Below are 12,196 nucleotides of genomic sequence, written 5' to 3'. Positions count from 1 at the left end.
CTCGGTGCCGCCGGCTGGTCCGACGCCGCCTCCGCCGGTGCCGCCGCAGCGATGAGGGCGTGACGGCGTCACGCATGCAATGTGAGAGGTCACATCATGGCCGAGATGTTTTCGACATTGGGTACCTGGAACTGGCTGATCTTCGGCTTCATCCTGATGGCGCTGGAGCTTGCGGCGCCCGGGGTGTTCCTGTTCTGGCTTGGGCTCGCGGCACTCCTGGTCGGCCTGCTGTCGTTCGTGTTGACGCCGTCGTGGCAGATGCAGCTCCTGATGTTCGCGGTGTTCGCCGCGCTGGCGGTGCCGGCCTGGCGGCATTTTGCCAAAGGCGCGACCGAGGCGAGCAAGACCAATCCGTTCCTCAACCGCCGCAACGAAGCTCTGGTCGGCCGTGAATTCACGCTGGAGAAGCCGATCGTCGACGGATCGGGCACGGTGCGGATCGACGACACGGTCTGGCGCGTCGCCGGCCCCGATGCGCCGGCCGGCAGCCGGGTCAAGGTGGTGCGTGCCGACGGCGCCAGCCTGACGGTGGCCGCGGTCTAGCTGCCAGCGTGCTTGCTCCAGCGCTCGGCGAAGCGATGGAGCGGCGTGAAGGTCGCAAACAGCTCACGGCCTAGCGGAGTGAGGCCGTAACCATCGTCCGTCAGCTCGACGAAGCCCGCCTCGCGCAGCTCGGTCAGCCGCGTCTGCAGGATGGTCGGTGAGGCCTCGTCGCAGGCGCTGCGCAGCGCGCGCGAGGTCAGCGGGCCCTCGCGCAGCTCCCAGATGATGCGCAAGGTCCAGCGGCGCCCGAGCAGATCGAGCAGCGCCATGATCGGACGGCCGGACCGCGAGCCGCGGACGCCGGGTTTTGCGGCTGGAGCCTGCTTCGCCATGTCGCGAATCCCTCTCGAATCTCTCTTGCATCGTTCGCTACAGATATTGTAGCGTATCGCTACATTAAATGTAGCAGCGAGACCGAATGATGTCACGTATCGCACCGCTCGATCCGCCCTATGCGGCGGACGTTCAACAGCATTTCGACCGCATCATGCGCGGCAAGCCGCCGCTGGTGCTGTTCCGCATGATGGCGGGCCATCCACGCGCCTGGGAGAAATTCCGCGGCGGCAGCCTGCTGGACCGCGGGCCGCTGCCGCTGCGGGAACGCGAGATCGTGATCGACCGCACCTGCGCGCTCAACGAATGCGAATATGAATGGGGCGTGCACGTCACGGCGTTCGGCGCGGCCGCCGGGCTCTCGGAGCAGCAGGCCCATGCCACCGTGCACGGCAAGGCCGATGCCGATTGCTGGTCGCCGGCCGAACAGGCCATGATCGCGGCGGTCGACGCGCTGCATGCGCGCGCGACACTTAATGACGCGGAATTCTCGGCGCTGTCGGCGCATTATGATGAGGATCAGGTCCTGGAGATCATTCTGCTGTGCGGCTTCTACCGCACGGTCTCCTACCTCGCCAACGCGCTGGCCCTGCCGCTGGAGACGACGGCGGCAAGATTTCCGCAATAACGGCTGTCATTCCCCGATGCGCAGTTGCGCATCTGAGGGCGACGCGAAGCGGCAAGCCCGGAATCCATAACCACCGTCGTGAGTATGGATTCCGGGCTCGCGCATCCAAGTCGGCTGTTGCCGACTTGGACCAATCTAGAATTCCGAACTCGGGTAAACCCGAGTTCGGTGGCGCGCCCCGGAATGACAAAAAGGGCCTACGCCACGCCCGCGCGCAGCAGATCGTGCAGATGGATGATGCCGACCGGCTTCTTCGCGTCGGTCACGATCAGCGTCGTGATCTGTGAGGCGTTGAGCAGCTCCAGCGCCTCACCGGCCAGCGTGTCGCGGCCGATCGTCTTCGGCGTCCTGGTCATGACCTCGTCGACCGACAGGGTCAGCAGGTCGGGGCGCGTCAGCTGCCGGCGCAGATCGCCGTCGGTGACGATGCCGACGAGATGGCCGTGACCGTCGACGATGCCGACGCAGCCGAAGCCCTTGGACGTCATCTCGACCAGCGCATCCGACATCCTGGTGCCGAGCGGCTTCAGCGGCAGCGCCTCGCCGCTATGCATCAGGTCGCGGGCATATTTCAGCAGCGCGCCGAGCTTGCCGCCCGGATGCAGCACGCTGAAATCGGTCGAGGTGAAGCCGCGACCTTCGAGCAGCGCGATCGCCAACGCATCGCCGAGCGCCAGCATCATCAGCGAGGAGGTGGTCGGCGCCAGATTGTGCGGGCAGGCCTCGCGGGCCTTGGGCAGCGTCAGCTGCACATCGGCGGCCTTGCTCAGCGTCGAGTCCTTGTCGGCCGTCATCGCGATCAGCGGAATGCCGAAGCGCGCAGCGTAGGCAATCAGATTGCGCATCTCGGCCTGCTCGCCGGACCAGGACAGTGCGAGCATCACGTCCTCAGTGGTGATCATGCCGAGGTCGCCATGGCTCGCTTCGGCCGAGTGCACGAAGAACGCCGGCGTGCCGGTCGAGGCGAAGGTCGCCGCGATCTTGCGGCCGATGTGCCCGGACTTGCCGAGCCCGGTCACGATCAGCCGCCCCTTGGCCTTGCGGATCAGTTCGGCCGCCGCGCCGAACGACGCGCCGAGGTCGGACTTGAGCGCCGCAGAGAGCGCAGCGACGCCGCTTGCTTCGGCATCGAGGGTGCGGAGCGCCGACTGAACGGCGCCGTCATCGTGGCCGGATGATTTGGTCATCAGCGGTTTCGGTTTGGCCATTACGGATTCCAGGGGAGGGGTTTTGCACCCGGGCGTCTCCCTTAGCACGTTCGATTCCGCGACGCGACGCGCGGCGGCGGATCCTCAACGGCTCATTAACCATAATTGTTTTAACTCCATTAACGACGTTTTTCGCCACCCGGTGGAATGCGTACGTCAAGTGCATGAATTCGTTGGAGTATTTCCATCGTGTGGCGGCGGCCAGCAAGCGGCCCAAATCGGCGTGGACGCTCCGTTCGCGTGGTTTTGCCATGTCTTGTGCTGACCGCGACGACCGTGCTCGCCAGGGCCCAGACCGTGACGCCGGATTTGTTCAGCCCGAACCGGCAGAGCCAGGTGATCACGCAGGATTCGCCGCTGCGCCGGACCCCGGTCGATGTCATGGATCCGCTCAACGGTTTGAAGCTGCCGGACGCCGACCGCGACCGGCGTTCGTCTTCGTCTTCGTCATCGACATCGACCACGCAACGCATCGGGCAGGTGCCGACCTATGGTCTCCCCGCCGCGAATGGCGCGGCGACGTCGGGCTATGACTCGCTCAACCGCAAGCGCCTGAAGCCGAAATACTACCCAGGGCAGGCCAAGCCGAAGCCGCCGCCGGGACCCGGCTCGCCGGTGCCGACGCCGCAGCCGCTGACTGCAGCCGGGCAGTTGCGGCTGTCGATCCCGCCGTCGGAGACCGCCAACAAGCCGCCGCTGCCGCCGGCGATGGCCGGCACCATCGTCGGCCAGCCGCCGCGCAGGCGGCTCAAGGTGGACGATGATCCGTTCGGCGCGGTCGGCGATTACGCCGGCTCGTTCATGGTCAAGACCGCGGTCGAGGTGATGGCGGGCTACGACACCAATCCGGGCCGCCTGTATCAGCCGCAAGGCAAGGCGTTCTACATGGTCGCGCCGGAATTCGTCGCGATGTCCGACTGGGAGCGCCACGCCGTCGTCGCCGATCTGCGCGGCTCATTCACCGGCTACGGCTCCCAGCTCACGCCGATTGACGGCACGCCGCTGTCGGCGCCGCTCGACATCGACCGTCCGAGCTTCACCGGCCATATCGACGGCCGCCTCGATGTGTCGAGAGATACGCATCTCCTGGCGCAGGGCCGCTTGCTGGTCTCGACCGACAATCCCGGCAGCCCGAACGTGCAGGCCGGCCTCGCCAAATATCCGATCTATACCACGGTCGGCGGTACCTTCGGCATCGACCAGCACTTCAACCGCATGCAGGTCTCGCTCGGCGGCACCGTCGACCGCACCGACTATCAATGGTCGAAACTCACCGACGGCACCTCGTCGTCGAACGACGATCGCAACTTCACGCAGTATGGCGGTGTCGGCCGCGTCAGCTATGAGCTCAATCCGGCGGTGAAACCGTTCGTCGAGGTGCAGGGCGACAGCCGGTTCCACGATCTCTATCTCGACCGCAACGGTTACGCGCGCAATTCCTCGGGCGGTTACGTCAAGGCCGGCACCTCGTTCGAATTCACGCGGATTCTGTTCGGCGAAATCTCGATCGGCTATGCCAGGCGTGACTATGTCGACCCGCGGCTTAGCCCGCTCGAGGGCTTGCTGACCACCGCCTCGCTGACCTGGAATGCGACGCCGCTGACCACGGCCAAATTCTATTCCGACACCCAGCTCGGCGAGACGACGCTGCCCGGCACCTCGGGCGTGCTGTCGCGCACCTACACCGTCGAGGTCGACCACGACTTCCGCCGCTGGCTGACCGGCATCGGTAAGTTCACCTACGGCACGCTCGATTACCAGGGCGACAACCGCAACGACACGATCTACTCGGTGTCGGGCGACCTGATCTACAAGATGACCCGCAGCCTCTGGATCAAGGGCACGCTGCGCCGCGACTGGCTGGATTCCAACCAGCCGGGACAGAGCTCGGCGTCGACGGTGGTGATGCTGGGCGTGCGGGTGCAGAACTAGATGCGTGGGTGCGAGGGGCGCACCCCAACCGAGGTGTCATGCTCCGCGAAAGCGGGGCATCCAGTACGCCGCGGCTTTTCCGTTTGATCTCTGATGTCTCTGGAATGCGGGATCGCCCGCTTTCGCGGGCGATGACAGTCGAGTTTGTAAGATCCAGTTCGGCGTGACTGCCGGGGTACTTACCCCGGCAGGTCGGTCTTCCCCATCAGGAAGGTGTCGATCGAGCGCGCGCACTGACGGCCTTCGCGGATTGCCCAGACCACGAGCGACTGGCCGCGGCGCATGTCGCCGGCGGAGAAGATTTTTGCGCGCGAGGTCTGGTAGTCGTGCAGGGACGCACGGACGTTGCCGCGCTGGTCGAGTTCGACGCCGAGCGTCTTGAGCAGGCCCTCGTGCACCGGATGCACGAAGCCCATCGCCAGCAGCACGAGTTCGGCGTCGAGCGTGAACTCGGTGCCGGGCAGCGGCTTGAACTTGTCGTCGACCTTGACGCAATGCAGCTTGGTGACCTTGCCGTCCTTGCCTTCGAACTTGGTCGTCAGCACGGCGTATTCGCGCACCGCGCCTTCGGCCTGGCTCGACGACGTCCGCATCTTCAGCGGCCAGTTCGGCCAGGTCACGCCCTTGTTCTCATGCTCGGGCGGCGCCGGCATGATCTCGAGCTGGGTCACCGACTTGGCGCCTTGCCGGAACGAGGTGCCGATGCAGTCCGAACCGGTGTCGCCGCCGCCGATGACGACGACATGCTTGCCGCCGGCGAGGATATCGGCGGTGCCGTTCAGCGGCTCGCCGGAGACGCGCCGGTTCTGCTGCGGCAGGAAGTCCATCGCGAAGTGGATGCCGGAAAGATCGCGGCCCGGGATCGGCAGATCGCGCGGGGCTTCCGCGCCGCCGGTCAGCGCCACGGCGTCATATTGCTTGGCGAGCTCCTGCGGATCGATCGCACCGGGAGTGGCTCCGCCGACGGCCTTGCCGTAATGGAAGGTGACACCCTCGGCTTCCATCTGCGCCACGCGGCGGTCGATGATGCCCTTCTCCATCTTGAAGTCGGGAATGCCATAGCGCAGCAGGCCGCCGGCCTTGGCGAACTTCTCGTAGACATGCACCTCGTGGCCGGCGCGTGCGAGCTGCTGCGCCGCGGCCATGCCGGCGGGGCCGGAGCCGATCACGGCGACCTTCTTGCCGGTCTTCTGGGGAGCGATCTCCGGCTTCAGCCAGCCATTGTCCCAGGCGCGGTCGACGATCGCGCATTCGATGGTCTTGATGGTCACCGGGTTGTCGTCGATGTTCAGCGTGCAGGACGCCTCGCACGGCGCCGGGCAGATCCGGCCGGTGAACTCGGGGAAATTGTTCGTCGAATGCAGGTTGCGCGAGGCTTCTTCCCAGTTGCCCTGATAGACGAGGTCGTTGAAATCGGGGATCTGGTTGTTGACCGGGCAGCCCGGCGTGCCCGGCTGGACCGAGCCGGTCCCGTGGCAATAGGGGATGCCGCAATTCATGCAGCGCGCGGCCTGGTCGCGCGTATCCTTCTCGCTCAGCGGAATGACGAATTCGTTGAAGTTCTTGAGCCGCTCGGCGACCGGTTCGTACTTGCGGTCATGCCGCTCGATCTCGAGAAAACCTGTGATCTTACCCATTGAAACCCGATGCCCCTGCATCTCAGTTGTTCCGTCATTCCGGGCTGCGCCGCGAGGCGCAGACCCGGAGGTCTTGAAGTAGCTTGGCGAGATTCCGGGTTCGCGCTTCGCGCCCCGGAATGACGCCTGGTGATATTACGCGCCGATCGCGATCTTCGGCTCGGCGTCGGCGTTCGCCTTCATTTCCTTCAGCGCGCGGCGGTACTCCACCGGCATCACCTTGCGGAACTTCGGCAGCCAGGTCTTCCAGTTGGCGAGGATCTCGGCCGCCTTCCTCGAGCCGGTCAGCTTGGCGTGACGCGTGATCAGCACGTGCAGACGCTCGACGTCGGAGTCGAGCAGGTTCTGGAACACGTCGACCCGGCCATGCGCCTCGAGATCGCCGGAGTGATGGTAGGTGTCGGCGTTGATCATCTCCTCCGACAGCACCGGCTCCAGCTCGACCATCGACAGGTTGCAGAGCTTGTCGAAGTCGCCGGTCTCGTCCAGCACATAGGCGATGCCGCCGGACATGCCGGCCGCGAAATTGCGCCCGGTCTTGCCGAGCACCACCACGATGCCGCCGGTCATGTATTCGCAGCAATGATCGCCGGCGCCTTCGACGACTGCGACCGCACCGGAGTTGCGCACCGCGAAGCGCTCGCCGGCGATGCCGCGGAAGTAGCATTCGCCCGCGATCGCGCCGTACATCACGGTGTTGCCGACGATGATCGATTCTTCCGGCACGATGCCGGAGATCTTCGGCGGCTTGACGATGATGCAGCCGCCCGAGAGGCCCTTGCCGACATAGTCGTTGCCTTCACCCTCGAGCTCGAAGGTGACGCCCTTGGCGAGCCAGGCGCCGAACGCCTGTCCGGCGGTGCCCTTCAGGCCGACATGGATGGTGTCGAGCGGCAGGCCGGCATGGCCGTAGATCTTGGCCACCGCGCCCGACAGCATCGCGCCGGCGGAACGGTCGGTGTTGTTGATCTCTTCCTCGATCTTGACCGGTGCGCCGCGATCGAGCGCAGCCTGCGCCTGCTCGATCAGCCGGCGGTCGAGCACGGCATCCAGATGGTGGTTCTGGCTCTCCGAGTGATAGATCGTCTGGCCCTTCTCCTCCTTCTGCCGCACGAACAGCTTGGAGAAATCGAGGCCCTTGGCCTTCCAGTGCGAGACCAGCGCAGTCTGGTCCAGCATCTGGACCTGGCCGACCATCTCGTCGAACATCTTGTAGCCGAGCTGCGCCATGATCTCGCGCACTTCCTCGGCGACGAAGAAGAAGTAGTTGATGACGTGCTCGGGCTGGCCGGTGAAGCGCTTGCGCAGCACCGGATCCTGGGTCGCGACACCGACCGGGCAGGTGTTGAGATGGCACTTGCGCATCATGATGCAGCCCGCCGCGATCAACGGCGCGGTGGCGAAGCCGAACTCGTCGGCGCCGAGCAGCGCGCCGATCACGACGTCACGGCCGGTGCGGAAACCGCCGTCGACCTGGACCGCGATGCGGCTGCGCAGCCGCTGGCGCACCAGCGTCTGGTGGGTTTCGGCAAGACCGATCTCCCACGGCGAGCCGGCATGCTTGATCGAGGTCAGCGGGGAGGCACCGGTGCCGCCCTCGAAGCCCGCGATGGTCACATGGTCGGCGCGCGCCTTGGCGACGCCGGCGGCAACCGTGCCGACGCCGACTTCGGACACCAGCTTCACCGAGACCTGGCCGTCGGGATTGACGTTCTTGAGGTCGTAGATCAGCTGGGCGAGGTCTTCGATCGAATAGATGTCGTGATGCGGCGGCGGCGAGATCAGGCCGACGCCCGGCGTCGAATGGCGGACGCGGGCGATCGTCGCGTCGACCTTGTGGCCGGGCAGCTGGCCGCCTTCGCCGGGCTTGGCACCCTGCGCCATCTTGATCTGCATCATGTCGGAGTTGACGAGGTATTCCGTCGTCACGCCGAACCGGCCCGAGGCGACCTGCTTGATCGCCGAGCGCATGCTGTCGCCGTTCGGCAACGGCTTGAAGCGGTCGGACTCCTCGCCGCCTTCGCCGGTGTTCGACTTGCCGCCGATCCGGTTCATCGCGATCGCGAGCGTGGTGTGCGCCTCGCGCGAGATCGAGCCGAACGACATCGCGCCGGTCGCGAACCGCTTGACGATGTCCTTGGCCGGCTCGACGTCCTCTAGCTTGACCGGTTTGCGCTTGTCGTCCTCGGCGCTCTTGATCCGGAACAGGCCGCGCAGCGTCAAGAGACGCTCGGACTGCTCGTTGAGGATCTTGGCGAACGCCCGGTAGCGCTCCTGCGAGTTGCCGCGCACGGCATGCTGCAGGGTCGAGACCGATTCCGCGGTCCAGGCATGGTCCTCGCCGCGGGTGCGGTAGGCATATTCTCCACCGACGTCGAGCGCGCTCTTGTAGATCTGGCCGTCACCGAACGCGTCGGTGTGGCGTCGCACGGTCTCCTCGGCGATTTCGCCGAGGCCGACGCCCTCGATGCGGGTGTGGGTGCCGGCGAAATACTTGGCGACGAAATCCGCCTTCAGGCCGACCGCGTCGAAGATCTGCGCGCCGCAATAGGACTGGTAGGTCGAGATGCCCATCTTGGACATCACCTTGAGCAGGCCCTTGCCGATCGACTTGATGTAGCGCTTGACGATCTCGTAGTCGTCGAGCGCGCCGGGCAGCCGGTCCTTCATCGCGAGGATGGTTTCGAACGCGAGATAGGGGTTGATCGCTTCGGCGCCGTAGCCGGCGAGGCAGGCGAAGTGATGCACTTCGCGCGGCTCGCCGGATTCCACCACGAGGCCGACCGAGGTGCGCAGTCCGGTGCGGATCAGATGGTGATGCACAGCGGCGCAGGCCAACAGCGACGGGATCGGAATCCGGTCGGTGCCGGTCATGCGGTCGGACAGGATGATGATGTTGATGCCCTCGCGCACCGCGCCTTCGGCACGCGCGCAGAGCTCGTCGAGCACCTGCTCCATGCCCGCCGCGCCGAACCCGGCGTGGAAGGTGGTGTCGAGCGTGCGCGACTTGAAGTGGGTCTCGGCGACGTCGGAGATCGAGCGGATCTTCTCGAGGTCGGCGTCGGTCAGGATCGGCTGCCGCACTTCGAGGCGCTGGGTCGAGGCGACGCCCTGCAGGTCGAACAGGTTCGGCCGCGGCCCGATGATCGAGACGAGGCTCATCACGATTTCCTCGCGGATCGGGTCGATCGGCGGGTTCGTGACCTGTGCGAAGTTCTGCTTGAAGTAGGTGAACAGCTGCTTGGGCTTGTCCGACAGCGCCGAGATCGGCGTGTCGTTGCCCATCGAGCCGGCGGCTTCCTCACCGGTGGCCGCCATCGGCGTCATCAGGATCGTGATGTCTTCCTGGCTGTAGCCGAACGCCTGCTGGCGATCGAGCAGCGGCAGGTTGGAGCGCACGCCCTTGGCCGGCGCATCCGGCAGCTCCTCGAGCTGGATCTGGGTGCGATGCAGCCAGTCGCTGTAGGGGTGGCTCTTGGCGAGGTCGGCCTTGATCTCGTCGTCCGGAATCAGGCGGCCCTGCTCGAGGTCGACGAGCAGCATCTTGCCGGGCTGCAGCCGCCACTTGGTGACGATCTGGTCCTCCGGAATCTTCAGCACGCCCATTTCGGACGCCATCACGATGCGGTCGTCCTTGGTGACGAGGTAGCGCGCCGGGCGCAGGCCGTTGCGGTCGAGCGTCGCGCCGATCTTGCGGCCGTCGGTGAAGGCGATCGCGGCCGGGCCGTCCCACGGCTCCATCAGCGCGGCATGATATTCGTAGAAGGCGCGGCGCTGCTCATCCATCAAGGGATTGCCGGCCCACGCTTCCGGAATCATCATCATGACTGCATGCGGAAGGGAATAACCGCCCTGCACCAGGAATTCGAGCGCGTTGTCGAAGCAGGCGGTGTCGCTCTGGCCTTCATAGGAGATCGGCCAGAGACGGCTGATGTCCTTGCCGTAAGCTTCCGAATGCACCGAAGCCTGCCGCGCCGCCATCCAGTTGACGTTGCCGCGCAGCGTGTTGATTTCGCCGTTATGGGCGATCATCCGGTAAGGATGCGCCAGCGACCAGGTCGGGAAGGTGTTGGTCGAGAAGCGTTGATGCACCAGCGCCAGCGCGCTGTCGAAATCCGCTTCATGCAAATCGGGATAGTACTTGCCGAGCTGGTCGGCGAGGAACATGCCCTTGTAGATCACGGTGCGGCACGACAGCGAGCACGGGTAATAGCCCGCCATGCCGCGGTCGCGACGCTGATAGATCGCCTGCGAGATCGACTTGCGCAGGATGTAGAGCCGGCGCTCGAAATCGTCCTCGGTCTTGGCGGCACCGTTGCGGCCGATGAAGACCTGCATGTGGTAGGGCTCGGTCGGCTTCACGGTGACGCCGAGCGAGGAATTGTCACTGGGTACGTCGCGCCAGCCGAGCAGCTTGAAGCCCTCGTTCTTGATCTCGTCGGCGATGATGCTCTTGATCACGTTCCGCCACGCGGCATCGCGCGGCATGAACAGCGCGCCGATGGCGTATTCGCCGGGCTGCGGCAGCTTGAAGCCGAGCTCTGCGGTCTTGCGGGCGAAGAAGGCGTGCGGAATCTGCACCAGGATGCCGGCGCCGTCACCGGCGCGCGGGTCGGCGCCGACGGCGCCGCGATGCTCGAGGTTGCACAGGATACTCAGCGCGTCGGAGACGATCTGATGCGACTTCTGGCCCTTGATGTTGGCGATGAAGCCGACGCCGCAGGAGTCCTTTTCCAGGCTGAGGTCGTACAGGCCTTCGGCTTCCGGGCGCCAGGTGTGCAGCTCGGGAGTGTGCGGGCCAAAAGACGCATCATGCGCGGCATCGGCGGCTTTCGAGTCCGCGGTCGCCGACAGCGCATCTGCCACGATGATTTCGCGCTCGAATTCCGATCCGCTCATGTGTCCTCTCCCTTTCGTAAGGGGCTCACCGCATTTGGCGCACCTTGGACGTTGCGGCACCCACCGGGCCACCGCTCGTCCGCCGCGAGCCGCATTTTCCTAAATTCAGACGACGGGCGTTTCAACGTCCCCTAGGGGACGACCCTGCCTGCAGCATTCTCGGAGCCCGGGGCGCCGAGGCCCTCCTTACGAAGGTCCTCGTTGCAATCCCTGTGCCGGGACGGCCTCGAAATTGAGACAGTCTTGCTGTCCTAACCTCGACCTTGCCAAATTTTTGTCTATCACACAAGCGCGAGGAAGTCCCCGCCTGCATGCCTGGATCGAACGGCTCGGCGGGCGTGCGGCGCCCCTGATTCGAAGCAAACACGCCGTGATCTGGCCCAAGGAGCGACCAAGGACCGCCGAATTTCAAACCGAAATTTTGCCCCCGGGCAAGCCGGCAAGAGAGCGGAAACGCTCCGGGCGGGGCAGACAGGAGTTACGGCGATGAAGTTGTTCACAGGTTCGGTTGCAGCCGCCGCCCTCGCGCTCAGCGCAGCCTCGGCCCAGGCCCAGCTGGCGACGTCCGCCCGGATCGGCAGCCCCTCGTTGGTCAGGGTCTCCGACATGGGCGAGCCCTACGCCGCCATGCCCGAGGTTCCGCCGCCGCCGCGCTACGGCCGCGTCCCGAGCCTTTTGCCGCCGGTCGAGGTCTACACGGTGCTGCGCGAGAACGGTTATCTGCCGCTCGGCGCGCCCCAGCAGCGCGGTTTCGTCTACACGATCTCGGTGATCGACCAGGGTGGCGATGACGGCCGGCTGGCGATCGACGCCCGCGACGGGCACATCATCCGCTTCACCCCGGCCTATCGTCTCGGCGACAATTACGAGGAGGAGATGAGCGCGACCTACGGTCCGGCCGGTCCGATGCCGCGGGCGATCCAGGCCCGAGTGCCGCGGCCGCCGCTCCCGATCCCGCATGTCGCGAGCCGCGTGCCGGTGCCGAAGCGCAGCCCGCTCACTGCCAAGTCTGCGCA

At 65.7% G+C, this 12,196-nt stretch carries 7 protein-coding genes and 1 pseudogene; 4 read left to right on the top strand and 4 right to left on the bottom strand.

Features of this window, described 5'->3' with window-relative positions; translation table 11 throughout:
• The first annotated feature begins 96 nt into the window (after nt 1-96).
• Nucleotides 97-543: an NfeD family protein gene (locus H8A92_RS37050; RefSeq protein ID WP_229200211.1), complete on the top strand. Its 447-nt coding sequence runs from the start codon at nt 97-99 to the stop codon at nt 541-543.
• On the opposite strand, the gene H8A92_RS37045 is transcribed toward H8A92_RS37050, so the two are convergent.
• The gene (locus tag H8A92_RS37045; RefSeq protein WP_229200210.1) at nt 540-875 is read right to left on the bottom strand and encodes a winged helix-turn-helix transcriptional regulator; all 336 of its coding nucleotides are present in this window, start codon (nt 873-875) and stop codon (nt 540-542) included. The genes H8A92_RS37050 and H8A92_RS37045 overlap by 4 nt on opposite strands.
• An 89-nt stretch (nt 876-964) precedes the next feature.
• On the opposite strand from H8A92_RS37045, the gene H8A92_RS37040 reads away from it, so the two are divergent.
• Nucleotides 965-1,504, top strand: coding sequence for a carboxymuconolactone decarboxylase family protein (locus H8A92_RS37040; protein WP_229200209.1), 540 nt, complete (start codon nt 965-967; stop codon nt 1,502-1,504).
• 197 nt (nt 1,505-1,701) lie between these two features.
• Here H8A92_RS37040 and H8A92_RS37035 read toward each other — a convergent pair whose 3' ends face one another.
• Nucleotides 1,702-2,712, bottom strand: a complete 1,011-nt coding sequence (locus H8A92_RS37035) for a KpsF/GutQ family sugar-phosphate isomerase (protein ID WP_229200208.1) — start codon at nt 2,710-2,712, stop codon at nt 1,702-1,704.
• Between the two features lie 246 nt (nt 2,713-2,958).
• On the opposite strand from H8A92_RS37035, the gene H8A92_RS37030 reads away from it, so the two are divergent.
• Entirely contained in the window at nt 2,959-4,644 is a 1,686-nt protein-coding gene (locus H8A92_RS37030) for an outer membrane beta-barrel protein (RefSeq protein WP_229200212.1), read from the top strand.
• Nucleotides 4,645-4,823: 179 nt separating this feature from the next.
• On the opposite strand, the gene H8A92_RS37025 is transcribed toward H8A92_RS37030, so the two are convergent.
• On the bottom strand, nt 4,824-6,281 hold the full coding sequence (locus H8A92_RS37025) for a glutamate synthase subunit beta (protein ID WP_229200207.1): 1,458 nt from the start codon (nt 6,279-6,281) through the stop codon (nt 4,824-4,826).
• A 135-nt stretch (nt 6,282-6,416) separates the two neighbouring features.
• Nucleotides 6,417-11,180, bottom strand: coding sequence for a glutamate synthase large subunit (gltB, locus tag H8A92_RS37020; RefSeq protein WP_229200206.1), 4,764 nt, complete (start codon nt 11,178-11,180; stop codon nt 6,417-6,419).
• 486 nt (nt 11,181-11,666) lie between these two features.
• On the opposite strand from gltB, the pseudogene H8A92_RS37015 reads away from it, so the two are divergent.
• Nucleotides 11,667-12,196, top strand: a pseudogene (locus H8A92_RS37015) (hypothetical protein); the annotation flags it as partial.

The sequence above is a fragment of the Bradyrhizobium acaciae genome (assembly GCF_020889785.1).
Classification (GTDB): domain Bacteria; phylum Pseudomonadota; class Alphaproteobacteria; order Rhizobiales; family Xanthobacteraceae; genus Bradyrhizobium; species Bradyrhizobium acaciae.
Note: the sequence above shows the minus strand (reverse complement) of the source record. Positions and strands in the feature narration are given on the sequence as shown.

Excerpts from the sequence above, each read along its gene's own strand:
- H8A92_RS37050 (WP_229200211.1), top strand. The coding sequence starts at position 97 with ATGGCCGAGATGTTTTCGACATTGGGTACCTGGAACTGGCTGATCTTC.
- H8A92_RS37045 (WP_229200210.1), bottom strand. The coding sequence starts at position 875 with ATGGCGAAGCAGGCTCCAGCCGCAAAACCCGGCGTCCGCGGCTCGCGG.
- H8A92_RS37040 (WP_229200209.1), top strand. The coding sequence starts at position 965 with ATGTCACGTATCGCACCGCTCGATCCGCCCTATGCGGCGGACGTTCAA.
- H8A92_RS37035 (WP_229200208.1), bottom strand. The coding sequence starts at position 2,712 with ATGGCCAAACCGAAACCGCTGATGACCAAATCATCCGGCCACGATGAC.
- H8A92_RS37025 (WP_229200207.1), bottom strand. The coding sequence starts at position 6,281 with ATGGGTAAGATCACAGGTTTTCTCGAGATCGAGCGGCATGACCGCAAG.
- gltB (WP_229200206.1), bottom strand. The coding sequence starts at position 11,180 with ATGAGCGGATCGGAATTCGAGCGCGAAATCATCGTGGCAGATGCGCTG.